Below are 26,596 nucleotides of genomic sequence, written 5' to 3'. Positions count from 1 at the left end.
GCCAAAACCCGCTCAGCGCATCCACTTCCGCATCAGATTATATTGTATCGCCTGCAGGCGGGTATAATTTGCATGCGACATGTTAAGCCCCTCCAGCGCGGCGACTTCGTTCAGTTCGTATAGCAGGTTGCGGTTGGTAACATCCGGGATTTTGCTCTGGATGAAGGTGATGGCAACCATCCGTTCACCCTCGGTGACAGGTTCAACCTCGTGAAGCGTCGAGGACGGATAGACGATCGCGGTACCCGGAGGCCCCTTGAACCGCATACTGGCCTCGCCCTGTGTCACGTGGAGAGCACCGCCGGTGGAATCCTTCACGTCGCTTAGAAATATCGTGCAGCTCAAGTCGGACCGGAGCGGATCGTCGGGCAATGGAATGATCGCGCTGTCGGCGTGCAATCCGTAGTTCATGCCGGGCTGATACCGCGTGATAAGCGGCGGAGCGACTTTCTCGGGAAAGGCAAAATCGACAAACTCGCGATTGGCCATCAATGCGTCGAGCAGGATCTTCGAGGACTTTTTATAGCCTTCGACATCGTGCAGTTGGAGATTATTCTTCACCTTGCTGTGCGGGTTGCTGATCTTGCCATCGACAAATTGTGCCTTCGCTGCAATTTGTTTCAGTTCGTTGACCTGAGCCTGATCCAGTAAGTTGAGTTGCTTGAACATTATCGTTTCATTTCCGCTGTTGCTATCGCGGCCGCCACTTTGGGATGTTGCCGCGCCAATTGATCGATCCATAGCAGTGTCTGAGTGATATCGTCAGCATGAATTTGCCCTGCCTCGGCCAAAAGCTCTTCGCGCAACGATGCGCTATAATCATATTCGGGGGCCTTGGAATAGCTGGTCATGATCGATCCGGACACGAGGCTTTGGGCCTGATCCAAGGCAAGGCTTGTGCCGAAGTGATCGGCCGCCACTTGCAAATATTCTGCGGGCTGACTCAGGAAATGATCAAAATCCATCCACGCAATTTTCGCATCCGGACAATGGACCTCCGCATCACAGAGCGTGACCATCTCGCACAGCCATCCCAGAGCGGCGGTTTGGGCAAGCGTCAGCGACTCTTTGGTCCCGACAGGTTGCCCACAATGCTGCTCGAGGCGGTTCAGCCTGAGGTCGGCCAGCGCAGTCGCTTCCTGTTTCGACGCATCGCCGGCCAATATGGTCTGCAGATAGCGTTTGCGGGAAGCGAACAGGAAGAGCGCAGTGCCTGAATCAGCTAACAGATGGCGGGCCAGGGGACTGACAAAGCTGCTCGCCTTGATCATCACCCGCTGATTGGCGTGAAACACTCGCGAAAGCCAGTTTTCCACTTGGTCGAGCCGCTTGGCCTGCTCGTCACCGGTCCAGCCGATTCCAGCGGGATTGTTGACATGGACGTCGGCCAGTTGCCGTAATATCGCCGGTTCGCGAAGCGCCAATATGCCATCGAGCTCACCCAGAAGCCGCGAGATCAGAGTCGATCCGACATGGCCGATATGGAAAATATATTGTGGCTTGGAGAGGCGCGCGAGCGGCACGGATGCTACGTCCGCCCAGGACATGACCTGCCGTGCAAGATCGGGGGTAAATATACGTTGGTCGAGGAAGCTGGCCTGGCGGAATGCCGTTTCACTCATTGTCGACAGCAAGACCTGCTCCTTCTGCAGATCAGCCAGATGCGGGAAAAGCGACGCATCTTTTGCAAAAAGGGACTGCCAATCGTTGCTCACTCGAGCCTCCAACGAAAAAACCCGGGTCTGGTGAACCGTCTTGCGACGTTCCGGACCCGGGTTTTCAATATCAAAGTCAGAATAGGACTATTCCTTGGTTTCGGTATCGTCCTGTTCTTCTGTTTCTGTGGTCTCAGCAGATGCTTCCGCAGTGGCTTCTTCGCCAGCTTCTTCAGCATCGTCTTCGCTGTCAGGTGCAAGAGCGTTGGCAGCCAGTTCGGCCTGATCGTCTTCAAACATTTGAGCGATCACGTCGACGCCGTCTTTTTGCATGTCAGCTTCGTCGTCAGAACGGGCGACATTGGCCTGAATGTTGACATTGACTTCCGGGTGGAGACGAACGCGGACATCGAAAACACCGAGGGTCTTGATCGGTTTTTCCAGAATGACCATGCTTTTTTCTACCACGGTGCCCTTGCCGTCAGCGTTCAGCGCTTCGATAATGTCGCGAACCGACACAGAACCGTATAGCTGTCCACTCGCGGACGATGCACGGATCAATACGATCTGCTTGCCATCGATGCTACCGGATGCCGCTTCGGCTTCCTTGCGCTTCGTTTCATTGTCAGCTTCGATTTGCTGGCGGTTGGCTTCAAAGACCTTCTTGTTCGCCGCATTGGCGCGAAGGGCCTTTTTGTTAGGCAGTAGAAAATTGCGAGCATAGCCGTTTTTGACGGTGACGATGTCGCCAATGCTGCCGAGTTTCTCTACGCGTTCAAGCAAAATAATATCCATTGTTTCGCTCCTATTTCACGAGGTAAGGCAGGAGGCCAATGTGGCGAGCGCGTTTGATAGCTTTGGAAAGCTCGCGTTGCTTCTTGGCTGAAACTGCGGTGATACGACTTGGTACGATCTTGCCGCGTTCGGAAATGAATCCCTGCAGCGTCTTCACGTCTTTATAGTCGATTGGTTGGGCGTTTTTGCCGGAAAAGGGGCAGCTTTTGCGGCGACGGAAAAATGGACGTCCCATGTTTTAACTCCTTCTCTGGCTTAATTATTGTCGAAATCGCGACGCGGTTTGCGATCGCGGTCGGGTTTACGCATCATCACGGACGGGCCTTCTTCATGCTCGTCGACGCGGATGGTCAGGAAACGGATAACATCTTCGTTGATCCGGGTCTGGCGTTCGAGTTCCAGAATAACGCTGCCGGGTGCATCGAGACGCAGCATGACGTAATGAGCCTTGCGGTTCTTCTGGATCTTGTAGGCGAGCGTACGCAGGCCCCAGGTTTCGGTCAGTACGACCTTGCCTTCGTTGGATTCAACAATTTTGGTGGCTTCCTGCGCAAGAGCATCAACCTGAGACTGGCTCAGATCCTGTCGCGCAAGGAAGACATGCTCATACATTGGCATGCAATCATTCCTTCATTTACCGCCGATCGCTGACGCCGCACCATGCGAACGCCCCTCCGGCTTTCTTCTTTTTCCAGGTGAGTCGGACAGGCCGGTTCACGCGGAAGCGGGGCCTATGGCGTAATTGGCGAGGGAATGCAAGGGGCCGTCGGGGACACGGAATTATCTTGTCGCAATGGCTGGATATGGCCGCCTGTATCAAAAGGAATGTTGGGCGTAATCTTATCGAATAATAAAGGGCGCTCTCCGTTCGAAGAGCGCCCTTCCAGACGATGCCAGTCTTGCGATCGGGTCGCTATTATCGCAAGTCTTCCACCGAAACCCATCCTTTCGTGCCGTAATTGTCGCTGACCTCGACAAACAGGCCGGCTTTGCTGCCGGTTGGTGTCAATTCGGTATCGGCGCGTAATGCGCGGACCTTGTCGGCGCTTTTGTTGGCGCTGGCGTAAAGGTTCGTGTCGATCGCCACCGTATATGTCGCGCTCGCTTCGGCCGCAGGCGCTGCCACTTGAACAGCCGATAGCGCGCCGGCCTGGGAAACGACGCTATTATAGGCGATGATGAACGCCTCGGTCAGCATCTTGCCATCTTTGGAGTCCGCATAGCCCGCCGTGTTCGCGCCAGCTATCCAGGGCGTGCCACCGGCAAAAGACAGTGTCGATTTTTTCACCTCTCCGGTTCCGGCAACCAGGGTCTGGCCGTTGGCGGGGCTGACAACGCGAATACCCGCTGCGACGACTTTTTTCTTGCCGCCCAGCCCGCCGAACATGCCCATAAGCGCGCCGGCACCCGGTACTCTGCCGAGCATCTGCCCGGCTGCGCCGGAGCGGACGAAGGCATCGGTCGCGAGCCCTTTTGCTGCCTGTACGCCCTGGTCTACCTCTTCCTTGTCACCGGCGATGACATTGACGAGAAAGTCTGCCGGCGCCGCACTTGCGGCGCTATGAACCTCGAAACAGCCGGATTGCTGCGCAATGGCTGTCACCAGTTCGCGCGGGCTGCCCAGTCCGAATTTGCTCCAGCCCTGTGTATCGCCCTCGACCACAGCAATCGTGCCATAGCTTGCATCGCAATGCGTCAGCTCGACCGTTGCTTGCTTTGCCGCCTGTGCCGGCGCGCCGAAAGCGATCATTGCGGCAAAGGCGATGGATGATGTCGAGATAAATTGTGACTTGGTCATGATATTCTAGCTCCCTGTGCAGATATATCCGCTTTTCAAGCGGAGAAACTTGGCTCCCCCGTCGAGGAACCGTGAAACTGTTTATGCGCGAGGAAAAAAGACGGTTCATCATTCAAATGGATGAAAGCCGGGAATATTCATGGTCTTTTGAAAGCAGCAACCCTGTTGCCTGGGTGGGTTCTCGCTAGGTGCAGTTGGCCTAGCTGTCCGGTATCTCGTCGCTTTGACCGAGTGCGATATTGGCAAGCAGTCCGACCAGTTCGGCCTGACGACCACATCCGGTCTTTTCGAGGATGCTGCTCAGTTGCGATCGTACGGTGGTGATCGATACGCTGCCGTCTTCCGCAATTTCCGCCAGCGTCCGGCCTTTTACCAGACCTTTGGCGATGCGGGTTTCGGCCACGGTCATGTCGAACAGGCTTCGCATCAGATCGGTCGACGGTGCCCGCGTCTGGTCCAGCGGGGTGAAGAATAGAAGAGCATAGCTATTGGCAAAAATATCGTGGGCCGCCAGCGTGATGGGCATGACGTGGCCGACGAAAACCGCATTGCCGTCCTGATTGCGGATCGGGAAGGAAAGACTGTCGGTCGAGGCAACGACGTTCAATGTTTTCAATGCGTTAGTTAAAAAGGCCTCCGAACGCCGATCCGAAAAAGCCACGCGGCGACCCGCTTCGTTGAATTTCACATAGTCGGCAACGGATTGGGCCCGGTCATTGGCTTCGACAAATTTGCCCTCGGCGTCGAGAACCAGGGCGGGCAGGCCGAATTTTGCAAGTGTTTCGCTGGCGCCTTGCGCGCGTTGCAGGCCGAGTCTGGTCGAAACAAATGCGCTGCGCAACAGATGCGGACGCAGTTCGTTCAGCCGGTCGACGTGATTGCGTTCGATCGGTCCCTGGTCGAGCTGGCGTTCGATGCTGAAGACAATATTGTCTCCGGTCGGCATTTGCAGAAGCGTCCCCGCCGACCAGCCGAGACCGCGCGGATGAAAGAAATCCCGGTAAAAGGGATTGTTGGCCAGTTCCTCTTCGTTCCAGAAATCCTGTTCGACGAAAAATGTCGGTTGGGATTTGCCCATCATGCAAGTCCGCCGGGGGCATTTCTCGAACCAGCCGTCTTTGACATAAGTGTCGAACGCATCGAACACACTTTCCGAAGCCGTCCAGTTTACCGCTTTGCGGGCGGAAAACAGCATGCCGCCGATCGAATCGGTTATCTGCGCCAGTTCATCCAGCACGTCAGGCCAGAGCTCCGGCACCACGGAACATTCATAAATACGATCAATCAACTGTTCCTGCATCGTCCGAACTACCTGATTTGTTGCAACTATTCGTCTGGATAATGAACGATCAGCCTGATGATGCAACCATGAATTGCTATTTCTTGCGGCCGAGAAACCCGAACATATCGCCGCCGATTTTACGCATCTGGATCTCTTCTGCGCCTTCGGTGATCCGGTAGCGGCGGTGATGCCGGTAGATATGCTCGAACGGCTTGTGGCGGGAATAGCCCATACCGCCGTGGACCTGCATCGCGCGATCAGCGGCATCGCAGCACAGCCGGTTCGCGCGATAGTTGCACATGCTGACCTGGGCGGAAAGATATTTGGCGACGTCGGGTTTCGGCATCGTGTCCATCTTGGCGGCGGTCGCGTAAATCAACTGGCGGAGCATCGCTGCTTCCGTATGGAGCTCGACCAACGGGAACTGGATTCCCTGATTGACCGATAAGGGCTTGCCGAAGGGTTTGCGTTCGCCGGCATATTTCACCGATTCATCGATACAATATTGCGCCGCACCGAGCGAAGAGGCCGCCTGGCGTATGCGGTTTTCGTGGACAAAATGCTGGGCACAAGCGAGGCCCATCTCCAGATCTCCGAGCACCGCATCGGCAGGAATCCAGACATTTTTATAGGAACATTTCGGGTGGTCTGTGGGCATGTTCAATGTCCACATATATTCACCGATTTCAAAGCCTGGTGCATCGACCGGGACGATGAAACAGCCGATTCCCTTGGCATCTCCATCCTTGCCGCTGTGCCTGGCAAAGGTCATGACATGGGAAGCCTTGTGCAGGCCGGTGGTCCACATTTTGTTGCCGTTGATCAGCCAGCCATCAACTCCGTCGTGCGCAACGGGGATGGCGGTCGTATCCATCCATGTCGCATCCGACCCGTGATCTTCTTCGGTCAGTCCGAAGCACCAGCCGATTTTGCCCGCCAGCATCCCCGGGATATAATCGCGCTTCTGCTGCTCTGTGCCAAAGTCGCGCAGCATCAGGGGCTGGACCAGATTGCCGACAATCGAATTTTCATTCTGCAGATCATTGTGCAGGCCAAGGCCCTTGTGGGCGAGATGTTCGCGGATCCGGGCCATGCCGAGATTGGTGCCGTTCTGCCCGCCAAATTCTTCGGGCAAGGCATAGCGAAAATGACCGGCGGCATCCGCAACCTGCCGCATTTCTCCCAAGAGCGCTTCCCATTCTTCAGTCGGCAGTCCCTGATTTTCCCAATTGGTCCGCGCATCTTCGCGCCGGTGATCGAAAAAGCGGATATTGTCGTCGCGCTGTTCGATCGGTTTAATCTCCCGCTCGATGAAGTCATCAAGGACGTCCAGATAATCTTCAATCTCTTGCGGAATTTCGAAACTGGTCATGACGGACTCCATTCGTTTAGCGCGACCTTGAGGCCGGCATATTTGGGTTGATCGATAGACAGGCGTTCAAGAGCGGAAAGTCGCAGATGGTTCCAGATATCCGGAGCGGTGATCTCGATATCCCCGTTTGCGAGGCCAGTGCACAGCTGTTCGTGCTCATAGCCGATCGCAGCGAGCCGGGCTTGCGCGGCATCCCGGAAACCGGGACCCCATGCTGCCTGACGCTGGGCGATACCGAGCGCATTGCCGGCGACCCTGGACTGGAATTTGTCATGGCCCTGCAGGTCGGGCTGGACAGTTCCGCTGTTCCATTCTCCGAGTGCGATGAGAAGCTCATCATAACCGGTCTCGCCGGTCACGGACTTCTTGTCGGGTGTCGACCAGTCGAGCGGCGTGCAAAGCTGATCTGGCAATATTTCTTCAAGCAGCAAGGCGAGGTCGATTTCAACCTCTGACACGCGGCGTCCGATTACGGTGCGCTCGAGCGAGCGGTCGCCGTGGCTGCGCCAGATCTGCCCCATAACCATGCAGGCCACGCCCCACCACAGCGTCGAATAGATGAGCCAGAAGCGAAAGCGATCAGCATCGACATTCTTGCCGCTTGCTTTGGCATATGCCTGCATTAGAGATTCGGCGCTGTCGAAGCCGCCTGCGAGCTTTTCATAATTTCCGAATCGCCAGCTAGGCGTGCACAAATAAGCAAGATCCTGCACCGGATCGCCGAGCCGGATCAGTTCCCAATCGAGCACTGCTGAGAGCCCTTGATGATCGATCATCAAATTGCCCATGCGAAAATCGCCATGGACCAGCATTTTGTCTGATGCATCCGGCGCATTCTGGTTCAGCCAGTGGAAGGCAAATTCATAGATCGGGATCTGGCCGCCGATCTCGTCATATTTGTCCTTCTGGAGCCGAATCAGTTCTGCGGGCGAGAAATATTCCAGTGAAGCGGGTAGGGACTGCACCGGTATCTGATGGATGGCCGCGAGTTCCCGGGCGCATTGCTCCGTCAGATTTTTTTCGGCTTCGGCAAAGTCCGGATTTCCCAGAATCTTGTGGGGCAGGGTTTCACCCTCTGCCTTGGTCATGATGAAGCCTTCGCCCAGGCCATGCTCGGGGCGAAGTCTGCCGCGAACTTGTGGCGCGGTCACTCCCGCCGTGCAGGCCAGTTCGATAATATCAGCCTGAGTCGCAAGCGGAACGCCGCGCAATCCGTCATCATCAGCGGAAAGACCATTGGGTAGACGGCGCAGGACGAGCTGTTCCTCGCCGTAGGAGAAGCCCCAGCTTTCCATACTGGCACCACCCGAAAGCCGCCGCAATTGGCCGAGTTGGCCATCTGCACCGAAAGTTTCGGTGCAATAGGCTGCCAGTTTTTCTTCGAAGTCCTCTCCCCGCATAAACCGAGCTTAATCGGGCAATTAAAAATGCGCAATGACTTTACCTGTCGAGCGCGGCGCTTGCATGACCAATCAATCGTGCCTAATTCGCTCAATCATATTTAGGAATTGGGGATCGACATGCGTGCATTTATTTTTCCGGGACAGGGTAGCCAGGCTGTCGGCATGGGCAAGGCGCTTGCCGAGGCGAGCAGTACCGCGCGGGAAGTATTCGAAGAAGTCGATCATGCGCTCGAACAAAGTCTGTTCAAGCTGATGTGCGACGGGCCTCTGGATGAGCTGACCCTGACCGAGAACGCCCAGCCGGCGATCATGGCTAACGCCATTGCTACCCTCCGGGTCATGGAAAAGGATGGCGGCAAGTCGCTGGGCGATATCTGTGACTATGTTGCTGGCCACAGCCTCGGCGAATATAGCGCCTTGTGCGCAGCCGGAGCCCTCGATCTGACGACCACTGCCGGATTGCTCAAGCTGCGCGGCCAGTCGATGCAGAAAGCGGTGCCGGTGGGCGAGGGCGGCATGGCGGCCTTGCTCGGCGCTGACATTAAAAAGGCATCGGCACTGGCCAACGCGTCTGCCGAAGGCGAAGTCTGTACCGTCGCCAATGATAACGACCCGACCCAGGTGGTGATCTCCGGCCATATCGGCGCGATCGAGCGCGCGATAGCGGCGGCAAAGGATCATGGAATCAAACGCGGCATATTGCTTCCGGTGTCGGCACCGTTTCACTGTTCCTTGATGGAACCCGCAGCCGAAGCGATGGAAGAAGCGCTGGCGGAAGCGAATCTGTTCTCACCTGTTGTTCCGGTCTTTGCCAATGTCACCGCAGCACCGGTCTCGGACGCTGACGAAATTCGCAATCTTCTGGTCCAGCAAGTCACCGGAACCGTGCGCTGGCGGGAATCGGTCGGCAATATGGCGGAAGCCGGCGTCGAGCAATTTGTCGAATTTGGCGGCAAGGTCCTGACCGGAATGGTCGGACGGATAGCTCCCGACGCCGAAACCCACAGCCTCATATCAATGAATGATATCGAGGCTTTTCTGAAGAGCCTCTAGCATTGCTAGCGTGCCATTTCTCTTACCGTGAATTTTTGAAGGAATTTTGAATGTTTGATTTAAGCGGAATGACTGCTCTGGTAACCGGCGCGTCAGGCGGGATCGGTTCGGCGATAGCCAAATCTCTGGCTGCGCAAGGCGCGACTGTAGCGCTTTCCGGTACACGTATGCACGTGCTGATGGAGATGATTCCGGATATGGCTGGTGAGGGCCATATCGTCATGCCATGCGATCTTTCCAAACCGGAAGAGGTCGATGCTCTGGTGCCGGACACTGTAGCGAAGCTCGGCAAGCTCGACATATTGGTCAATAACGCAGGGATTACCCGTGACGGGCTGGTAATGCGGATGTCAGACGATGATTTTTCCGACGTGATCCGGGTCAATCTGGAGTCCGCTTTTCGCTTGATTAGGGCCGCCGCCCGGCCGATGATGAAGGCCCGTCACGGCCGGATCATCTCGATCAGCTCGGTCGTCGGCGCGACTGGCAATCCCGGACAGGCCAATTATGTTGCATCCAAGGCCGGCCTGGTCGGTATGTCCAAGGCTCTGGCGCAGGAACTGGCGTCACGAAATATCACCGTAAATTGCGTCGCTCCCGGGTTCATTGAAACGCCGATGACCGATGCGCTGACCGACGCCCAGAAGGACGAAATCAATCGCAAGATTCCGGCCGGAAAAATGGGCAGCATCGACGATATTGCCGCTGCCGTGGTCTATCTGGCTAGCCAGGAAGCATCTTATGTCACCGGCCAGACGCTGCATGTGAATGGCGGCATGGCGATGCTCAGCTAAGAGCAGGCATCCAGATGTTTTTGGATGTGTTGCTGTTGGCGACGGTTGCAAACCAGCTACCCGCGATGCCGACTCAAGGTCTGCTGACTATTGAAGGCTTGGACTGTATTAGCAGCCAGATCCCGGCCGTCCGGGCGAAGGTGCATTATGCAATGGTCCGCGCAGGCAGAGAGGCAGAAGCCTTTGAAACCGAGCGGGGCCTCGCAGAAGCGTGCCAAGCCGAACATAAATGCTCTGATATTCAAACGCGGGGCGCATTCCGGATCTCGGCGATCGATGGATGGGCGCTGGAAGAAGGGGTGATCGGGAAAATCCGGAATCTGGGCGATTTCAAGCGGTTCCTTGATCAATATTATGTCGATAATGTCAGCACCAGCGGACGGCAGATATTGGCAGACATATTTCAGTCCGGAAAGATGGACCAGAATTTGACTGCAGCCGGCTATCCGGAACAGGCGGAAATGCGCAAATGGGTCTATGATTATTTTGAATGGCGGGGCGCGCTTCGGCTCATCGAGGATGATTTTCGCAGCGGGGAATTGCGCCAATAAATCCACTCGCGTCACAAAGCTGTTCTTGCCCTCTTGCAAGCGGCGCAGCATGCCAGTAGGACAAACGCGAAATTAATAAAACTAAGAAGGAACTCTCATGAGTGAGACTGCAGACCGGGTTAAAAAGATCGTTGTTGAGCATCTGGGTGTTGAAGCTGACAAAGTAACCGAAGAAGCGGCGTTCATCGATGATCTGGGCGCTGACAGCCTCGACATTGTTGAGCTGGTAATGGCGTTTGAAGAAGAATTCAGCGTTGAAATTCCAGACGATGCTGCCGAAAAAATCGGTACTGTCAAAGATGCCATCGATTTTATCGACAAAAACAAGGGTTAATTGATTTTGGGGTGCTGCCATGAAATGGGCGCACCTCGGGCCAATGATCGCTGAAAGACAGCAAAGCGGCTCACCGGCCCGGGGAAGATTTCCTGAACCGGTGGCCGTTTTTTATTTCGGGCAGGCTAAGCCCGCAAGGAGAGGCATGATATGCGTCGTGTAGTTGTAACCGGAATGGGCCTGGTAACGCCGCTGGGTGGAGATGTGGAAACGACCTGGAGCAATATATTGGCTTCCAAGTCGGGTGCAGGAAAAATCACCCGTTTTGATGCTTCCGATCAAAAATGCCATATCGCCTGCGAAGTCAAACCGGCGGACCATGAATATGGCTTCGATCCCAACTTGCGCGTGGATCACAAGGTTCAACGCCAGGTCGATCCGTTCATTATCTACGGTATCGATGCCGCCGGTCAGGCGCTCGAGGATGCCGGTCTCACCGACATGCCCGAGGAAGAACGGCTGCGCGCTGGTTGTTCCATCGGTTCCGGAATTGGCGGATTGCCGGGAATCGAAAAAGAATCCATCGTATTATACGAACGCGGACCGAGCCGGGTCAGCCCGCATTTTGTTCACGGACGTCTCATAAATCTTATTTCCGGTCAGGTTTCGATCAAATATGGTCTGATGGGCCCCAATCACGCGGTTGTGACAGCTTGCTCGACCGGCGCCCATAGTATTGGCGACGCCGCTCGAATGATTGCGCTAGATGATGCCGATGTCATGCTGGCTGGTGGCGCGGAAGCGACCATTTGTCCGATCGGAATCGCCGGTTTTGCTCAGGCAAAGGCGCTTTCGACCAAACGGAACGACGATCCTACCGCTGCATCGCGTCCCTATGACAAGGACCGCGACGGTTTCGTGATGGGCGAGGGCGCAGGCGTTGTTGTTCTGGAAGAATATGAACATGCCAAGGCGCGCGGTGCCAAAATCTATTGCGAAGTTATCGGATATGGCCTGTCCGGAGACGCATATCACGTAACTGCGCCGCATCCTGGCGGTACCGGTGCCTATCGGTCCATGGAAATGGCCCTGAAACGCTCGGGCCTGACAACCGCCGATATCGACTATGTCAATGCGCACGGCACATCGACGATGGCAGACACTATCGAGCTATCCGCAATCAGGCGCTTGTTCGGTGACGACCTCAAGACAATGTCGATGAGTTCGACCAAATCGGCGATCGGCCATTTGCTTGGTGGTGCTGGCGCCGTTGAAGCCATTTTCTGTGGCTTGGCCATTCGCGATCAGATTGTGCCACCCACGCTTAATCTCGATGATCCTGATGAAGGTTGTGAAGGCGTGGATCTGGTTCCGCATTTTGCCAAAAAGCGTAAAGTGAAAGCTGTGCTCAGCAACAGCTTCGGCTTTGGCGGAACCAATGCCAGCATCATCATGAAAGCGATCTAGCAATATGCGCCGCCTTGGTTGCCTGATATTGGTGGCAGCGGCGGTCATTGCAGTCCTGCTGGCTGGGAATTTTCTCTATGGCTGGTCTGCAAGCGGTCCGCTGGAAAGCCAGCGGACGATCATCATCAAACCCGGTTCGAGTCTTGCTATGGCGGCCAGAGCGATGGAATCGGAAGGCGTCATCGAGTCTGCCGACACCTTCCTGAACCGGGCCAAGATTCTCGGCGGGTCTGAACCGATCAAGGCCGGAGAGTTCGAGATTCCAGCGGGTGCAAGCAACTCGCTCATTCTCGAAATATTGCAGGGCGGCAAATCCGTCCAAAGGCTGATCACCGTTCCGGAAGGGACGCCTTCGATCATCGTCTACGAGAAATTGATGGCCGAAAAATTGCTCAAGGGCGATATTCCCGTCCCGGCGGAAGGCTCCATCCTACCCGACAGCTATAGTTTCGAACGCGGCGAGCAACGGGCGGCCGTGTTGCTCAGAATGCAAAAAGCGATGAGCGATACGCTTGCCGAGCTTTGGCCGACGCGGACAAATTCCAGCGTGGTAAAGACACCCGAAGAAGCGATCATACTCGCCGCAATCGTGGAAAAAGAGACGGCCTTGGCGCGCGAGCGTCGGACGGTGGCGGGCGTTTACAGCAACCGTGTCCGCAAGAATATGATGCTGCAAGCTGATCCCACGATCATTTATCCGATCACCAAGGGCAAGCCCCTGGGGCGCCGGATCCGTCAGTCGGAAATTGCGCAGGTCAACGACTATAATACTTATGCGATGGTTGGTCTGCCCAAAGGCCCGATTGCCAATCCAGGTCGCGCGTCGATTGAAGCGGTGCTGAACCCTGCGAAAACCACTGCGCTTTATTTCGTTGCCGACGGCAAGGGCGGGCATATTTTTGCAGAGACACTGAAAGAGCATAACGCCAACGTCGAGAAATGGTTTGCGATACGACGCCAGCGCGGCGAAATGTAGGGACCCGATATGTCAGCAAGGTTGGTTGAAATAATCACTCCTGACGCTGAGATATTGCGAACCAAATCCATTATTCAAAAGCATTGCAGCCGTTTCTGGCAGGAACCGGTGCCTGACGAGCTCGAAAAATTTTCCTGCGTCGTGCCAAGCCGCACGATCGAGCCATTGATCGCCGAGCTGGCCGGAACCTTTAAAGACATTGCCGGATTTTCTGTGCTTGTCCTTCAGGTCGAAGCGGTTCTGCCTGAAATCCCCGAGCTGGAGGAGCTGTCGTCTTCTCCATCTGGCGAGCGCAAGCCGCCCAGCAAATTGGAAGTCTTTTTTACCCGCGACCGGATCAGCACCAACGAGCTTTACGACGATATTGAAGCCAGTCTGGTTCTCCGCCCCAATTATCTGCTGACGGTGGTCCTTTCAGCCCTGATCGCTGCTCTAGGCATGCGCAGCGGTCAAACCGCCGTGGTCATCGGCGCGATGATAATCGCCCCGCTGCTCGGTCCGACCATGGCAATGGCGATGGCTGCTACTCTGGGCGACAGGTCGCTTGGCCGCCGGTCGATGGTCACCCTGACCGTGGGCATTTTGGCCGCTCTCGCATTCACCTTTGCACTGGGAATGTTCATCGAGGTCGATCCTTTGGTCGCGGAACTCAGGAACCGGACGATCGTCCATCCTGCCGATATCGCACTGGCTCTGGCCTGCGGCGCGGCGGGTGTGCTGGCGTTCAGTCAGGGCGCTTCGCTCTCGCTGGTCGGTGTCATGATCGCGGTGGCGCTGGTGCCGCCGATTGCCGCAGCGGGACTGTTCTTTGGCAGCGGAGAGCATATTCTCGGATTCAGAGCGTTATTCCTGCTCGCGACGAACCTGGTCTGCATCAACGTAGCCGGAATCGTGACATTTCTGGTGCAGGGGCTACCGCCGCGAAACTGGCGGATCACCAGTGGCATATTTCTGATATGGCTTGCGATATTGCTATTGTTCATCGGGCTGGTCGGCGGTCGTTTCGCGATCGGCGGGAACAGTCCGCTGTTCAGCAATGTAACCTCGTCAGCAGCCGGGACACCTGCTGCTCGATAACCATAGCGCTTGCGATGTCAGGGCAATAGTTTCCAGTTTATTTCCCGCTGACCCCACCGCTCAACAAGCGCGCTGCATCGCGACTGATATGGTCGATCACGTCCTCGGCCGACGAAATATCGTTGATCAACCCGACATCCTGACCGACGGTTATATGAGCCCGGTCATAATCTTCCTGACCGACACCGCCCAGATAATCTTCAATTGCTGCTTTCGGATTCGCACGAAGTTCCTCAATTCGACCTTCCCATTCTCTGTGTATTTGATTTCTGATAGCGCGAAAGTCGAACTGCTTGGGCCAGTTTTTACTCCGCAATATGTCGAAAATACTGCTTCTGGCGGTTGCATCCCCGTTGGCCTGAAGTGCGCTCGACTTGGCGCGCGCCGGGGCCAGAGACTGGGTGGTGGCCCATAATCTTGAGCCGATCAAGGCGCCATCAGCACCCAGCGTCATTGCCGCTGCGAGCCCGCGACCATCCGCAATCCCGCCAGCGGCCAGCAATATTGTCTGTGGAGAATGTGCTGCAAGCCAATCCGCGATTTCGGGGACGAAGGTGAATGTGCTGCGGCCGTCCAGTTCGTTCATCCCGTGCCCGCCCGCCTCGGTGCCCTGCGCGACGATCACGGTTGCACCGGCATCTATGGCTTGCGGCAGCTGCGCCATCGTCTGGATCTGGCAAATGACCGGTATCTGATGATCGGATAATATTTTGGCAATGGCCGTCGGGTCACCAAATGACAGCATCACCGCTGCGGGTTTGGGCTGCTGGTCCAGCAGCCAGTCCAACGCGCTCTGATCTTCAGCCAGCTTCCACGAGATAAAACCACAGCCCAGTCGCAGCAGGCCTTCTTGATTGCCTTCAAGCCGGTTGATCGCATCGCTATATTCACGCCGGGTCCAGTCAAGGTCGCCATAGCCACCGCCGACGAGGCTGAGCGCTCCCGCACGTGCGCAGGCGGCGGCCAGTTCTCCTCCGGTTGCCAGAGCCATGGGGGCCAAGGCAATCGGGGTCGATAGATTGAAGCGTTCGACGAACCTGTTATTGATCAATGGCTGTTGCATCAGGAATGAGAGCTTTTCAGACTAGAGGCATTTTAACAGCGTTGACAGCCTTCAATAGTTAAACCGCTCTTTCAGACTTTCGCGTGCAGCACGATATTCGGCGGTAAACTGGTCGACCATGTCCTGGACGCTCATGACGTCGTTGATCAGGCCGATGCCCTGGCCGCAGCCCCAGATGTCTTTCCACGCCTTTTTATCGGTATTGCCACCGGAGCCGAAGTTCATGGTCTTATAGTCGCCCTGCGGGAGATTGTCCGGGTCGAGGCCGGCTTGCTCGATCGACTTGCGGAGATAATTGCCCTTAACGCCGGTAAACAGGTCGGAATAGACGATGTCGGACGCTTTGCCTTCGACAATGCCTTCCTTGTAGCCCTGATCAGCATTGGCTTCTTTGGTAGCAATGAAAGCCGAGCCGGCATAGCCGAGGTCAGCGCCCATTGCCTGGGCTGCCAGTATCGACGCGCCATTGCCGATTGAACCGGAGAGCGCCACGGGGCCGTCAAACCACTCGCGGATTTCCTGCATCAATGCGAACGGCGACAAGGTGCCAGCATGGCCACCGGCACCGGCAGCAACCGGAATAAGGCCGGTTGCACCCTTTTCGATCGCCTTGTGAGCGAAGCGGTTGTTGATAATGTCGTGCAGCACGATACCGCCCCAGCCTTTGACGGCGGTGTTGAGATCCTCGATCGCACCAAGCGAGGTGATCACGATCGGCACTTTCCATTTTGCGCAAGTGGCCATGTCCTGATCGAGCCGGTCGTTGGACTTGTGGACGATCTGGTTGACCGCGAACGGTGCCGCAGGCTTGTCAGGATTTTCCCGGTTCCACGTAGCCAGTTCCTCGGTAATCTGATGCAGCCATTCATCGAGCATCGACTGCGGGCGGGCGTTGAGGGCAGGGAAGCTGCCGACGATACCGGCTTTGCACTGGGCGATGACCAGTTCAGGTCCCGACACGATGAACAAGGGTGAGCCGATAAGCGGCAGGCGAAGATTGTCAAAAATGGCTGGTAAAGTCATGAGCACCCCGATTTAAAAGAATATGCCACTGCAATAACCGATGCAGCGGCATATTCTACTGTTATTTTAATTGACCGCTTAAATTCTGTTCACCGCACTGAGCAATGCCTCGACCGAAGCGGTGGCAACATCGCTATTGATGCCGACTCCGTAAAATTCTTTGCCGTCGTCGGTTTTGCATTCGATATAGGCGGCAGCTTGCGCGTCTTTGCCGGAACCCAGCGCATGTTCGCTATAGTCGATGATCTCGAGAGTTACACCGAGAGCGGAAGAAACGGCATCAACCACACTGGATATCAGGCCATTTCCGCGACCACTGACCGATATTTCTCCATCGGGCCCTTTGACCTTGCCGACAAAAATGCGCTCGCCACCGGTTGACCGTTCGTCATAGTCGATCAGGCCGTACTGCCCGCTGCCATCAAGATGATAGCGTTTCTGGAACGCGCCCCAGATATCATCCGACGATAGTTCGCGGCTCGTCTCGTCGGCCAGCTCCTGCACCGTGCGGCTGAAATTGGCTTGCAGCCGCTTGGGCAGTTTCAGCCCGTGGTCCTGTTCCAGGATCCAGGCGATGCCGCCCTTGCCGGACTGGCTGTTGACCCGGATAACGGCTTCATAGTCGCGGCCGAGATCCCGCGGATCGATCGGCAGATAGGGCACGTTCCACAGCTCGTCATTGCGCTGTTCCTGTGCGGTAAAGCCTTTCTTGATCGCGTCCTGATGGGATCCGGAGAAAGCGGTAAAGACGAGTTCGCCCGCATAAGGATGGCGGGCCGGAACCGGCAGTTGATTGCAATATTCCACGGTCTTGACGATTTCATCCATATTGGAAAAATCCAGTTCCGGATCAACACCTTGGGTGTAGAGGTTCAGGCCCAATGTCACCAGATCAACATTGCCGGTGCGTTCGCCGTTGCCGAACAGACAGCCTTCGACGCGGTCCGCGCCCGCCATCAGGCCCAGTTCGGATGCAGCAATGCCGGATCCCCGGTCATTATGCGTGTGCAGGCTGATCACGACATGCTCGCGATTGCTGATATTGTTGCACATCCACTCGACCTGGTCGGCATAGATATTCGGGGTTGCTGCCTCTACAGTTGCGGGCAGGTTGAGGATCAGCGGCTTTTCCGCGGTTGGCTCGATGATTTCCATCACCGCTTCGACCACTTCGAGACTGAAATCCAGTTCGGCGGTGGAGAAAGTCTCTGGCGAATATTCGAAATGCCAGTCGGTGTCGGGATATTTCTCGGCCTGCTCGCGCAATATGGTCGCGCCTTCGCGGGCGATATCCTTCACGCCTTGCTTGTCGAGCCGGAACACGACGTCGCGCCAGGCGGGCGATACCGCATTGTAAAGATGGACAATCGCCGCCCGCGCGCCCTCGAGGCTGGCGAAGCTGGTTTCGATCAGGTCGCGGCGGGACTGGGTCAGCACCTGGACCATGACGTCATCGGGTATCTTGCCCGATTTGACGAGACCGCTGATAAAATCAAAATCGGTGGCACCAGCGGACGGGAAGCCGACCTCGATTTCCTTGATCCCGATTTTCACCAGAAGATCAAAGAAGCGCTGTTTCTTCTGGGCATCCATCGGATCAATCAGAGCCTGGTTGCCGTCGCGCAGATCGGTGGACAGCCAGCGTGGCGCCTTGTCGATGGTGCGGGATGGCCATTGCCGGTTGGGCAGGTCGATCTGCGGAAAAGGGCGGTATTTTTGCGACGGGTTCTTATGCATGGCTTCACTCTTATGCTGCTGGAAGATGCGCGCAAGGCACAAATTCGCGGGTTTGCTTATATTTTCTGGAAAATTGTCCCTTAGACGGGGATCTGCGCCAGTCGGGCAGCAGCATCGGTACGCCTAAGGGCGTATAAGTCGTAGTAGCAGAAGAGCCTGTGACCGTGTCATGACGTCGGTTCTATCGGTGCTGTCGCATAAATCAACCTTCTGACGCATTTTTTTTTAAGCGGGTGAAACCTTTTTGACCAGTGCGACGAAACCTTAATAAGTTTTGCGAAATGATGGCGGGCCATTTCCCGCCGGAAATTCTGGATTTTGAGAAGGATATTGAAATGAAAGCATCCCTTATTGCTATTTCATTTGTGGCTATTGGCGTTACCGCCTGTTCAGCCGAACCGGCCGCAACTGAAGAGATTACCGAAGTTGCCGCGGTCGATCCTGGGTTGATCGCCGATCTCGGTGGTGAACCAGAGGGTCCCATCTATACAAGGAACCAGGGTGAGACGCTTGCGCTATCCGGATATGATGCAGTCAGCTATTTCACTGGAGAAGCACCGGTGAAAGGCAGCGGCGATTTCCGTGTCCGCTACCAAGGTTATGACTATCAGTTTGCAACCGCAGAAAATGTCGCCATGTTTCAATCGGAGCCGGCGAAATATGCGCCGCAATATGGTGGCTATTGCGCCTGGGCCATTGGCGCCAATGATGCGCTCGCGCCGGGTGACCCCGAAGTTTACAAGATTGTCGATGGGAAGCTGTATCTCAACTTCAGCGAAGATGTCGCCAAGAAGTGGCAAGTCGATATTCCGGGCTTCATCGAAAAAGCTGACAAAAACTATCCGACCCACGATGCGAGTGAGCATTACACCAGCTAAAAAAAGGCAGGCCTGGAATTTGTAAAAGTCTGCGGGATTACTCCTGCCGCCTTTTTCACACGAGGTTGCAGTATTTTAAGATTAACGCGTTAAGGTCATGCCAAACAATCAACGGAACAGCGCAAATGTATCGTCTTGTATATATGAGTACGCCCAAGCGTAGCCTCTCAAGCGCAGAGTTGAGTACCATTTTGGCGGCCGCGACAAAGAACAACGATCGCAATGAAATTACCGGTATATTGATCCAGGATCGCAAACGTTTTCTGCAATATCTTGAAGGTGACCAGGACAAGGTCGAGGAAACTTTTGCCCGGATAGCCATGGATCCCCGTCATCACGCAATCTTCCGGCTGAAAAGCGGGCTGATTGGCCGGCGGCAGTTTCCCGGATGGAGCATGGCGTCGAAGACCGTAAACGAATCCCGTAGCCTGACCGATGTGGTCAAGGAGCTTGTAAAAGACTGTGACCGCGAAGTGGCCGAAGAATTGTTGAATTTCGCGGAGGCCCGTGACCGGGCAGTCTGAACTTCAGCTGCCCGATCACATTTTCGTTTAGTTCTTTTCTTTGTCGACCAGCTTATTGGCACCAATCCAGGGCATCATCGCGCGAAGCTGTGCGCCGGTTTCCTCGATCGGGTGCGCTGCTGCTGCCTTGCGGGCGGCTTTCAGTTCCGGTTGTCCGGCGCGGTTGTCGAGAACGAAATTTTTGACGAAACGACCGGATTGAATATCCTCCAAAATCCGCTTCATCTCGGCCTTGGTTTCCGAAGTGATAACCCGCGGGCCGCTGGTAATGTCGCCATATTCTGCGGTATTGGAGATTGAATAGCGCATGTTGGCGATGCCGCCTTCATAGAGCAGGTCGACGATCAGCTTTGTTTCGTGGAGGCACTCGAAATAGGCCATTTCCGGAGCATAGCCGGCTTCGGTCAGAGTTTCGAAACCCGCCTGGATCAGGTGGGTGATGCCGCCGCAGAGAACGGCTTGCTCGCCGAACAGGTCGGTTTCGCATTCCTCGCGGAAATTGGTTTCGATAATGCCGGAGCGTCCGCCACCGACGCCCGAAGCATAAGCAAGCGCAACATCATGGGCATTGCCCGAAACATCGCGGTCAATCGCGATCAGGCAGGGAACGCCGCCGCCGCGCTGATACTCGCTTCGCACCGTGTGGCCGGGGCCTTTGGGAGCAATCATGATCACGTCGAGATCTTCGCGCGGCTCGATCAGTCCGAAATGGACGTTGAGGCCGTGAGCGAAGGCGAGGGCAGCGCCTTCTTTCATATTGGCGTGCAGGTCATCGGCGTAAATCGCGGCCTGATGCTCGTCGGGTGCAAGGACCATAACGATATCGGCCCATTTTGCGGCTTCCGCGTTGGTCATGACCTTGAATCCAGCGCCTTCGGCCTTTTTCGCAGTGGCTGAGCCGGCACGCAAGGCAATGGCGACTTCTTTGACGCCGCTGTCGCGGAGGTTCTGCGCGTGCGCATGGCCCTGGCTGCCGTAACCGACAATAGCGATTTTCTTGCCGGTGATCAGGCCGAGGTCTGCATCGGCGTCATAATAGACTTTCATTTTTCTTCCTTATATTCAGATGATTGTCAAAAGGGTTAGAGAGCTCAGCGCAGCTGGCATAGGCCAGCAATTATGAGCAATATTCAATTCAGCCAGCATTAGGCCCGCGTGACACAGCAACGACACCGGTGCGGCCGACTTCGACCAGTCCGACTTCGCGCATCAGCGCCACAAATGTTTCGATTTTTTCAGGTGCGCCGGTGATTTCAAAGATGAAACTCTCGGTCGAGGCGTCAACAATCCGGGCGCGATAAGCGTCGGCCAGGCGCATGGCCTCAATCCGGTTTTCGCCTTTGCCGGCCACTTTGACCAAGGCAAGCTCGCGCTGAACGTGCGGACCGGACTCGGTCAGGTCGCGGACGCTGTGCACCGGCACCAGCCGGTCTAGCTGGGCAATGATCTGCTCGATGACATGGGGCGGGCCGTTGGTGGCAATGGTGATCCGGCTGATCGCATGGTCTTCGCTGATATCCGCCACTGTCAGGCTCTCGATATTATAGCCGCGCGCGGTGAACATGCCCGCGATGCGCGCCAAAATCCCTGCTTCATTGTCGACCAATACGGCGAGAACATGCCGTTCAACGGCTTCTTCGTGAATATGCATCAGACTAGAGCCTTTGCTTGATCATCCATTGTACCTTTGACGTCTTCGGCCGACAGCAACATCTCGGTATGAGCTGCGCCGGACGGGATCATCGGGTAACAATTGGCCAGTTTGGCAACCCGACAATCGACCATGACCGGACCATCGGTTTCGATCATTTTCTGAATCCCGGCTTCCAGATCAGCAGGATCTTCGATCCGGATACCGGTCCAGTCGTAGCTTTCGGCAAGTTTCACAAAATCTGGCAGACTATCGCTATAACTATTTGAATAACGGCTTTCGTAGGTCAGTTCCTGCCATTGCCGGACCATCCCCATATATTCGTTGTTGAGGATGAATATCTTCACCGGCAGGCGATATTGGGTAGCGGTGCCAAGCTCCTGGATATTCATCTGGATCGACGCTTCGCCGGCAATATCGATGACCAGTGCATCGGGGTTACCCAGCTGCGCGCCAATTGCAGCAGGCAGACCATAGCCCATCGTGCCGAGCCCGCCGCTGGTCAGCCATTTATTCGGCTTTTCGAAATCAAAATGCTGGGCGGCCCACATTTGGTGCTGCCCGACTTCGGTGGTGATGATCGGCTCGCGTTCGTGGGTTGCCTGCCACAATTTGCGAATAGCTTCCTGCGGCATGATCTCCGTCTTGCTTTCGGGATAATCAAGGCAATTGGTCGCCCGCCAGCCGGCTATCCGCGACCACCATTCACCGTGATCAGGCGTGACGAAGCGGCGGCCCTTGAGGACGGCGATCATCTGTTCCATGACCCGGCCGACGTCGCCGACTAGCGGGAGATCGACACGGATGGTCTTGTTGATCGACGAACGGTCGATATCAACATGGATTTTCTTGCTGTTCGGCGAGAATGCGTCGAGCCGGCCCGTGATCCGGTCATCAAACCGGGCGCCGAGGCAAACGACAAGGTCAGCCTTGTTCATCGCCATATTGGCTTCAAACGTACCATGCATGCCGAGCATGCCGAGCCATTTGTCGGATGAAGCCGGGAATGCGCCGAGCCCCATCAGGGTGGACGTCACCGGGCATCCGAGCAATTCGGCCAGTTCTCTCAGAGTTTCACTTGCCTTGGGTCCGCTGTTGATTATCCCGCCGCCGGTGTAGAGAATTGGCGCTTTCGCGTTCATGATCATCTCGACGGCGGTGTTGATTTCCTTGAAATCACCTTCGGTCTGCGGCTGATAGCGGGAAGTATCCACCACCGCGTTACGGCTGAATTCCGCTGCAGCAACCTGGACGTTCTTGGGAATATCGATGACCACCGGGCCGGGGCGGCCCTTGGTGGCTATATGAAAGGCTTCCTGGACGACATGCGCCAGATCCGAAGGCTTTTTCACCAGATAATTATGTTTGGTGCAGTGGCGTGTAATACCTACCGTGTCGGCTTCCTGAAAGGCATCGGTGCCGATCAGGTTAGTCGCGACCTGGCCAGTGATGACGACCATCGGAATGCTGTCCATCAAGGCGTCGGTAATACCGGTGACGGCATTGGTCGCGCCCGGGCCAGAAGTTACCAGCACGACACCCGGCTTCCCGGTCGAGCGGGCATAGCCTTCTGCTGCATGGGTTGCTGCCTGTTCATGGCGAACCAGAATATGCTTGATCTTGGGGTGCTCGTAGAGCGCATCATAGATCGGAAGCACCGCACCGCCGGGATAGCCGAAAACGGTATCCACGCCTAGGTCCATCAAGGTTTCGACCAATATGTCGGCGCCGCTTTTTTCGGCCACATCATGCTCCCATAGCTGTCTGTTTCACGCTGCCCGCCCGCCATGATGCACTGCAACACAATAGGCAAGGCTTAGTTAATTCGGGCTCGCTACATATCTGAATATATTATGTCAAGGCCTAATTACGTAATATAGTTTCAATTATTGGCCCCAAATCATTACTTAATGGCGCCTCGACTCTCGGCCACTCGGGCGGACACTGGTTTCGAAACCAGGTATATTGGCGTTTGGCATATTGCCGTGTTGCCGTTTGCGCCCGCTCTACGGCCATTTCTCTGGTGAGTTCTCCGGATAACCATCCCGCGATGTCGGGAACGCCGATCGCCCGCATCACCGGTTGCTCTGCCGGCAGATTGCGTAACAGGAGATTTTCCACTTCTTCTCTCGCTCCGCCGTCGATCATCTGATGCAAACGCTGATCGCACCGTTGATACAGCCATTCGCGTGGCGGCAGCAGGATTAGCGGATGCAATTTAATCTGATCGCCAATGCCGCCGGTCTTTTGCTGGTGCCAGTGGTTGAGCGGCATTCCGGTGGACCGGATCACTTCCAGGGCGCGTTGAATGCGGGTGGTGTCGGTCGGATTAAGCCTTTCAGCAGACAAAGGGTCCAGCCGCTCAAGCTCTCTATATGCCTCCAATGTTTCCATTTTCCGGATGGCCGTGCGGATATCAGCGTCGATTTCCGGGATCGGCGCGATGCCGTCGAGCAGAACCCGGACATACATCCCGGTGCCACCAACCAATATCGGCAGAATAGCACGCTCATGGGCAGCCGCGATTGCCGTCTTGGCGTCATTGGCCCAGCGCGCCGCGGAGCAGGCCTCGTTGCCGTCGATATAGCCGAACAGCTGATGCTCTATTCCGTCCATTTCCTCATCGCTGGGGCGCGCGCTTAATATCCTGAGGTCCCGGTAAACCTGCGCACTATCCGCATTGATGATCACCGAGGGTTGCTTTTTGGCAATCTCCAATGCCAAGGCGGATTTACCGCTGGCCGTCGGTCCGACGATCAGCGCGACATTCTTGTCCTGTTTCGGAGAAATCATGTTCATCGCGACGCTCATAGCAAAAGAATCTCTCAATGAGAGAGATATTCAATCGGCGCTTGCCTGCCTCGGGTCGGTCGATGCCACAGTCACTCGCCAGTCGGAGATCATCGACGGTCGCGTGGTGGATATTTTCTTCCAAGGGGACCCGGTTGCCGCGCGTGTGCAGCTCGAAAAAATAGAGGGTGATATCGATATTGCGGTGCAACCCGAAGCCAATCGGCTCAAGAAGCTGTTGATCTCCGATATGGATAGCACGATGATCACCGTTGAATGTATCGACGAACTGGCAGATTATGCCGGTATCAAGACGCAGATCGCGGAAATCACCGAAAGGGCGATGCAGGGCGAGCTTGATTTCGAAGAAGCGTTGCGGGGGAGGGTGGCTCTGCTCGAAGGCCTGGAGACTGCAGCAATCCAGCAATGTCTCGATGAGCGGGTAAAGGTCATGCCGGGTGCTGAGACCTTGGTCCGGACGATGGTGCAGCGCGGAGCCAAGACAATATTGGTGTCAGGCGGGTTCACGAAATTTGCCAAGCCCGTCGCGCAAGCCATTGGATTTGAATCTTTCCACGCCAATATATTGGGCGAAGCCGATGGCCTTCTGACCGGAGGCCTCGACGGACCGATTGTCGATTCACGTCGGAAAGTCGAAGTGCTCGAATCGGCCGCAAAGGCAGCCGCCCTGCCGTTGGAACAATGTATAGCGGTCGGCGATGGCGCGAATGACATCCCGATGCTCGAACGTGCAGGCCTGGGGATCGCCTATCACGCGAAGCCAAAAGCGGCGCAGGCGGCCGATGTTGCGATCAAATATAATGATCTGACGGCGCTGCTATATATTCAGGGCATAGCGGCAGATCGGTGGGTCACCGTTTAAGCCGCCATCAGCGCCGCTTCGAAATACAATCATTGCCAGAGGCTTTCACGCTGCTGCACATCGATTCGGCTTGCGCGCGGGTTGCAAAAGGCCCTGCCTGCAATCGGGTGATCCCGCCTGCTCTGACCAGATAGGGCTGCAGACCGGCCAGAGCAGAAACGCTGCCTTCCAGTCTGGTCCACAGGCTCTTGGCTTTTTCCTCTTCGCTAAAGGCGCCCAGCTGTACCCGCCAGTCGCCTGCCGCAGCGGCGCGAACCGGTGCTGCGGTCGCGACTGGTGCCGCTGGTAGCGGAGTGGGTGTCGGTGCGTAAGTGACGCCTGGCGTGATCGGGGCTGGTGTAGGCACAGGATCGGGCATGGCCGGGCGCGAGGGCGGTAATTGCGCAGTTTGTATCGCTCCGGTCGATATCGCAGGCCTTAGACCACCGAGTTGTGCTGTCCTGACGCGTTGCTCGTCTTGTTCCATCTGTCCCGCCAGTTGGATCGCGCGCCTCCGGTCTTCGATCGGAATGAAACGATCCATTTCCGTCAGATTTGCTGTTGCCGCGCTTAGCCCCTGAGCGGATGAACGGGTCATCAGAGCATAAGCTCTGACCCAGTCCTTGCCGACAAAGTCGCCGTTAAAATGGCCGGTTCCCAGAACATATTGTGCCCGCCGCTCGCCCCGATCGGCCGATGCCTGCAGATAAGGCAGGGCTTCGCTGCGGCGGTTGTTCTGGAACAATAGCAGGCCGTAATTGTCATTTGCTTGCAGATGTCCCTGGTCGGCGGCCTTTTTATACCATCTTTCTGCTTGGGCGAAATCCTTGGTGACGCCGTTGCCCAACTTATAGGCTTGTCCCAGATTGAATTGCGCATCGGCATCGCCGGCGTCAGCGGGGCCGCGCCATTCGTTAACAGCCTTCGCATAATCGCCCCGTCCCCAAGCATCAACGCCAGCTTTTACGTCCGCCATGGCAGGTGCCGACACCAGAATGAGTGCCATGCCGAGCAATCGGGTGATGGGACGAGTGGCCTTATTCATGGTTTATTCCTTGGTGATCAAATTACGATAATGACGAAATATTCATCGTTTTCACAGTGCTAAACCGCGGAGACTCTTGAAGTCTAGCAAAAACTGGAAGGCCGGTTAGGCAATTGATGACTGCGCTAATGTAAATTTATTTTTACAAAATCAAATTCGTCGTCAGCTTGTTAACCCTATTTTAGCCCTGCTCTGTCACAAAAGCACCCGAATAGAGGTTTTTGGGCAAATTCTGCCCGTGATGGAATAAGGGGAAGAGCGTGCGAGTTCTAGCAATGGCTTCGCAAAAAGGCGGCTCCGGCAAAACAACTTTGTCGGGTCATCTGGCTGTACAAGCGCAACTGGCCGGGGCAGGCCCCGTCGTATTGATCGATATCGATCCGCAGGGTTCATTGGCCGATTGGTGGAACGAACGGGAAGCCGATTTGCCGGCATTCGCGCAAACCACCGTATCCCGTCTTGCTTCCGATCTGGCGATATTGCGTCAGCAGGGATTCAAGCTGGCTGTCATCGACACTCCGCCTGC

General features: G+C 55.9%; 28 protein-coding genes. 11 read left to right on the top strand and 17 right to left on the bottom strand.

The genetic code is table 11. The features are described 5' to 3' along the window. Positions 1–12: 12 nt before the first annotated feature. The 9 genes from V7680_RS07555 to V7680_RS07515 form a co-directional block, all read right to left on the bottom strand. A complete protein-coding gene (locus V7680_RS07555; RefSeq protein ID WP_335652676.1) occupies positions 13–669 on the bottom strand; it encodes a Fe2+-dependent dioxygenase in 657 nt (218 codons plus the stop codon). Beyond that, entirely contained in the window at positions 669–1,715 is a 1,047-nt protein-coding gene (locus V7680_RS07550; protein ID WP_335652675.1) for a hypothetical protein, read from the bottom strand. The genes V7680_RS07555 and V7680_RS07550 overlap by 1 nt, the downstream gene beginning before the upstream one ends. 87 nt (positions 1,716–1,802) lie before the next feature. Next, positions 1,803–2,450, bottom strand: a complete 648-nt coding sequence (gene rplI, locus V7680_RS07545) for a 50S ribosomal protein L9 (RefSeq protein ID WP_335652674.1) — start codon at positions 2,448–2,450, stop codon at positions 1,803–1,805. 10 nt (positions 2,451–2,460) lie between these two features. Then, entirely contained in the window at positions 2,461–2,685 is a 225-nt protein-coding gene (rpsR, locus tag V7680_RS07540; protein WP_176279215.1) for a 30S ribosomal protein S18, read from the bottom strand. Positions 2,686–2,705: 20 nt separating this feature from the next. After that, entirely contained in the window at positions 2,706–3,068 is a 363-nt protein-coding gene (gene rpsF / locus V7680_RS07535; RefSeq protein WP_335652673.1) for a 30S ribosomal protein S6, read from the bottom strand. A 298-nt stretch (positions 3,069–3,366) separates the two neighbouring features. After that, positions 3,367–4,248 (bottom strand): SH3 domain-containing protein, encoded by an 882-nt coding sequence (locus V7680_RS07530; RefSeq protein ID WP_335652672.1) that lies wholly within the window; start codon positions 4,246–4,248, stop codon positions 3,367–3,369. A gap of 199 nt (positions 4,249–4,447) precedes the next feature. Continuing rightward, positions 4,448–5,536: a helix-turn-helix transcriptional regulator gene (locus V7680_RS07525; RefSeq protein ID WP_335652671.1), complete on the bottom strand. Its 1,089-nt coding sequence runs from the start codon at positions 5,534–5,536 to the stop codon at positions 4,448–4,450. Positions 5,537–5,624: 88 nt separating this feature from the next. Beyond that, entirely contained in the window at positions 5,625–6,902 is a 1,278-nt protein-coding gene (locus V7680_RS07520) for an acyl-CoA dehydrogenase family protein (RefSeq protein WP_335652670.1), read from the bottom strand. Then, a complete protein-coding gene (locus V7680_RS07515) occupies positions 6,899–8,302 on the bottom strand; it encodes a phosphotransferase family protein (RefSeq protein ID WP_335652669.1) in 1,404 nt (467 codons plus the stop codon). The genes V7680_RS07520 and V7680_RS07515 overlap by 4 nt, the downstream gene beginning before the upstream one ends. Before the next feature lie 120 nt (positions 8,303–8,422). Here V7680_RS07515 and fabD point away from each other — a divergent pair, with 120 nt between their 5' ends. The 7 genes from fabD to V7680_RS07480 all read left to right on the top strand — a co-directional run bounded on the left by fabD (position 8,423) and on the right by V7680_RS07480 (position 14,497). Then, entirely contained in the window at positions 8,423–9,358 is a 936-nt protein-coding gene (gene fabD / locus V7680_RS07510) for an ACP S-malonyltransferase (protein WP_335652668.1), read from the top strand. A 50-nt stretch (positions 9,359–9,408) separates the two neighbouring features. Further along, a complete protein-coding gene (gene fabG, locus V7680_RS07505; protein ID WP_335652667.1) occupies positions 9,409–10,152 on the top strand; it encodes a 3-oxoacyl-[acyl-carrier-protein] reductase in 744 nt (247 codons plus the stop codon). A 14-nt stretch (positions 10,153–10,166) separates the two neighbouring features. After that, a complete protein-coding gene (locus tag V7680_RS07500; RefSeq protein WP_335652666.1) occupies positions 10,167–10,703 on the top strand; it encodes a hypothetical protein in 537 nt (178 codons plus the stop codon). A 97-nt stretch (positions 10,704–10,800) separates the two neighbouring features. After that, positions 10,801–11,037: an acyl carrier protein gene (locus tag V7680_RS07495; RefSeq protein ID WP_089132491.1), complete on the top strand. Its 237-nt coding sequence runs from the start codon at positions 10,801–10,803 to the stop codon at positions 11,035–11,037. A 150-nt stretch (positions 11,038–11,187) separates the two neighbouring features. Beyond that, a complete protein-coding gene (gene fabF / locus V7680_RS07490) occupies positions 11,188–12,444 on the top strand; it encodes a beta-ketoacyl-ACP synthase II (RefSeq protein ID WP_335652665.1) in 1,257 nt (418 codons plus the stop codon). 4 nt (positions 12,445–12,448) lie between these two features. Continuing rightward, positions 12,449–13,420: an endolytic transglycosylase MltG gene (gene mltG, locus V7680_RS07485; protein WP_335652664.1), complete on the top strand. Its 972-nt coding sequence runs from the start codon at positions 12,449–12,451 to the stop codon at positions 13,418–13,420. A 108-nt stretch (positions 13,421–13,528) separates the two neighbouring features. Continuing rightward, positions 13,529–14,497: a TIGR00341 family protein gene (locus V7680_RS07480; protein ID WP_335652663.1), complete on the top strand. Its 969-nt coding sequence runs from the start codon at positions 13,529–13,531 to the stop codon at positions 14,495–14,497. Positions 14,498–14,534: 37 nt separating this feature from the next. On the opposite strand, the gene V7680_RS07475 is transcribed toward V7680_RS07480, so the two are convergent. The 3 genes from V7680_RS07475 to leuA form a co-directional block, all read right to left on the bottom strand. After that, positions 14,535–15,560 (bottom strand): NAD(P)H-dependent flavin oxidoreductase, encoded by a 1,026-nt coding sequence (locus V7680_RS07475; RefSeq protein WP_335652662.1) that lies wholly within the window; start codon positions 15,558–15,560, stop codon positions 14,535–14,537. Positions 15,561–15,611: 51 nt separating this feature from the next. Then, the gene (locus tag V7680_RS07470; protein ID WP_335652661.1) at positions 15,612–16,583 is read right to left on the bottom strand and encodes an NAD(P)H-dependent flavin oxidoreductase; all 972 of its coding nucleotides are present in this window, start codon (positions 16,581–16,583) and stop codon (positions 15,612–15,614) included. A 78-nt stretch (positions 16,584–16,661) separates the two neighbouring features. Continuing rightward, positions 16,662–18,320, bottom strand: a complete 1,659-nt coding sequence (gene leuA / locus V7680_RS07465) for a 2-isopropylmalate synthase (RefSeq protein WP_335652660.1) — start codon at positions 18,318–18,320, stop codon at positions 16,662–16,664. A gap of 335 nt (positions 18,321–18,655) precedes the next feature. Here leuA and V7680_RS07460 point away from each other — a divergent pair, with 335 nt between their 5' ends. Together V7680_RS07460 and V7680_RS07455 are read left to right on the top strand one after the other, a co-directional pair. Further along, positions 18,656–19,198 (top strand): YHS domain-containing (seleno)protein, encoded by a 543-nt coding sequence (locus V7680_RS07460; RefSeq protein WP_335652659.1) that lies wholly within the window; start codon positions 18,656–18,658, stop codon positions 19,196–19,198. Between the two features lie 125 nt (positions 19,199–19,323). After that, positions 19,324–19,722: a BLUF domain-containing protein gene (locus V7680_RS07455; RefSeq protein ID WP_335652658.1), complete on the top strand. Its 399-nt coding sequence runs from the start codon at positions 19,324–19,326 to the stop codon at positions 19,720–19,722. Between the two features lie 27 nt (positions 19,723–19,749). Here the strand turns inward: V7680_RS07455 and ilvC are convergent, their stop codons facing one another. The 4 genes from ilvC to miaA all read right to left on the bottom strand — a co-directional run bounded on the left by ilvC (position 19,750) and on the right by miaA (position 24,172). After that, entirely contained in the window at positions 19,750–20,769 is a 1,020-nt protein-coding gene (gene ilvC / locus V7680_RS07450) for a ketol-acid reductoisomerase (RefSeq protein ID WP_335652657.1), read from the bottom strand. 88 nt (positions 20,770–20,857) lie between these two features. Continuing rightward, positions 20,858–21,373, bottom strand: coding sequence for an acetolactate synthase small subunit (ilvN, locus tag V7680_RS07445; protein WP_335652656.1), 516 nt, complete (start codon positions 21,371–21,373; stop codon positions 20,858–20,860). Then, a complete protein-coding gene (locus V7680_RS07440; RefSeq protein ID WP_335652655.1) occupies positions 21,373–23,118 on the bottom strand; it encodes an acetolactate synthase 3 large subunit in 1,746 nt (581 codons plus the stop codon). The genes ilvN and V7680_RS07440 overlap by 1 nt, the downstream gene beginning before the upstream one ends. 118 nt (positions 23,119–23,236) lie before the next feature. Next, entirely contained in the window at positions 23,237–24,172 is a 936-nt protein-coding gene (gene miaA, locus V7680_RS07435) for a tRNA (adenosine(37)-N6)-dimethylallyltransferase MiaA (RefSeq protein ID WP_335652654.1), read from the bottom strand. Here miaA and serB point away from each other — a divergent pair. After that, on the top strand, positions 24,165–25,046 hold the full coding sequence (serB, locus tag V7680_RS07430) for a phosphoserine phosphatase SerB (RefSeq protein ID WP_335652653.1): 882 nt from the start codon (positions 24,165–24,167) through the stop codon (positions 25,044–25,046). The genes miaA and serB overlap by 8 nt on opposite strands. Before the next feature lie 7 nt (positions 25,047–25,053). On the opposite strand, the gene V7680_RS07425 is transcribed toward serB, so the two are convergent. Further along, positions 25,054–26,070, bottom strand: coding sequence for an SPOR domain-containing protein (locus tag V7680_RS07425; protein ID WP_335652652.1), 1,017 nt, complete (start codon positions 26,068–26,070; stop codon positions 25,054–25,056). Positions 26,071–26,330: 260 nt separating this feature from the next. Between V7680_RS07425 and V7680_RS07420 the strand changes: the two genes are divergently transcribed. Continuing rightward, on the top strand, positions 26,331–26,596 hold a 266-nt coding region (locus tag V7680_RS07420), incomplete at its 3' end, for a ParA family protein (RefSeq protein WP_335652651.1).

Source organism: Parasphingorhabdus sp. (assembly GCF_036963705.1).
In the GTDB taxonomy this organism is placed as follows: Bacteria; Pseudomonadota; Alphaproteobacteria; order Sphingomonadales; family Sphingomonadaceae; genus Parasphingorhabdus.
Note: the sequence above shows the minus strand (reverse complement) of the source record. Positions and strands in the feature narration are given on the sequence as shown.

Excerpts from the sequence above, each read along its gene's own strand:
- serB (WP_335652653.1), top strand. The coding sequence starts at position 24,165 with ATGTTCATCGCGACGCTCATAGCAAAAGAATCTCTCAATGAGAGAGAT.
- V7680_RS07455 (WP_335652658.1), top strand. The coding sequence starts at position 19,324 with ATGTATCGTCTTGTATATATGAGTACGCCCAAGCGTAGCCTCTCAAGC.
- miaA (WP_335652654.1), bottom strand. The coding sequence starts at position 24,172 with ATGAACATGATTTCTCCGAAACAGGACAAGAATGTCGCGCTGATCGTC.
- rpsF (WP_335652673.1), bottom strand. The coding sequence starts at position 3,068 with ATGCCAATGTATGAGCATGTCTTCCTTGCGCGACAGGATCTGAGCCAG.
- V7680_RS07500 (WP_335652666.1), top strand. The coding sequence starts at position 10,167 with ATGTTTTTGGATGTGTTGCTGTTGGCGACGGTTGCAAACCAGCTACCC.
- V7680_RS07495 (WP_089132491.1), top strand. The coding sequence starts at position 10,801 with ATGAGTGAGACTGCAGACCGGGTTAAAAAGATCGTTGTTGAGCATCTG.
- ilvC (WP_335652657.1), bottom strand. The coding sequence starts at position 20,769 with ATGAAAGTCTATTATGACGCCGATGCAGACCTCGGCCTGATCACCGGC.
- ilvN (WP_335652656.1), bottom strand. The coding sequence starts at position 21,373 with ATGCATATTCACGAAGAAGCCGTTGAACGGCATGTTCTCGCCGTATTG.
- rplI (WP_335652674.1), bottom strand. The coding sequence starts at position 2,450 with ATGGATATTATTTTGCTTGAACGCGTAGAGAAACTCGGCAGCATTGGC.
- fabD (WP_335652668.1), top strand. The coding sequence starts at position 8,423 with ATGCGTGCATTTATTTTTCCGGGACAGGGTAGCCAGGCTGTCGGCATG.
- leuA (WP_335652660.1), bottom strand. The coding sequence starts at position 18,320 with ATGCATAAGAACCCGTCGCAAAAATACCGCCCTTTTCCGCAGATCGAC.
- V7680_RS07460 (WP_335652659.1), top strand. The coding sequence starts at position 18,656 with ATGAAAGCATCCCTTATTGCTATTTCATTTGTGGCTATTGGCGTTACC.
- V7680_RS07425 (WP_335652652.1), bottom strand. The coding sequence starts at position 26,070 with ATGAATAAGGCCACTCGTCCCATCACCCGATTGCTCGGCATGGCACTC.
- rpsR (WP_176279215.1), bottom strand. The coding sequence starts at position 2,685 with ATGGGACGTCCATTTTTCCGTCGCCGCAAAAGCTGCCCCTTTTCCGGC.
- mltG (WP_335652664.1), top strand. The coding sequence starts at position 12,449 with ATGCGCCGCCTTGGTTGCCTGATATTGGTGGCAGCGGCGGTCATTGCA.
- V7680_RS07520 (WP_335652670.1), bottom strand. The coding sequence starts at position 6,902 with ATGACCAGTTTCGAAATTCCGCAAGAGATTGAAGATTATCTGGACGTC.
- fabF (WP_335652665.1), top strand. The coding sequence starts at position 11,188 with ATGCGTCGTGTAGTTGTAACCGGAATGGGCCTGGTAACGCCGCTGGGT.
- V7680_RS07515 (WP_335652669.1), bottom strand. The coding sequence starts at position 8,302 with ATGCGGGGAGAGGACTTCGAAGAAAAACTGGCAGCCTATTGCACCGAA.
- fabG (WP_335652667.1), top strand. The coding sequence starts at position 9,409 with ATGTTTGATTTAAGCGGAATGACTGCTCTGGTAACCGGCGCGTCAGGC.
- V7680_RS07530 (WP_335652672.1), bottom strand. The coding sequence starts at position 4,248 with ATGACCAAGTCACAATTTATCTCGACATCATCCATCGCCTTTGCCGCA.
- V7680_RS07470 (WP_335652661.1), bottom strand. The coding sequence starts at position 16,583 with ATGACTTTACCAGCCATTTTTGACAATCTTCGCCTGCCGCTTATCGGC.
- V7680_RS07555 (WP_335652676.1), bottom strand. The coding sequence starts at position 669 with ATGTTCAAGCAACTCAACTTACTGGATCAGGCTCAGGTCAACGAACTG.
- V7680_RS07475 (WP_335652662.1), bottom strand. The coding sequence starts at position 15,560 with ATGCAACAGCCATTGATCAATAACAGGTTCGTCGAACGCTTCAATCTA.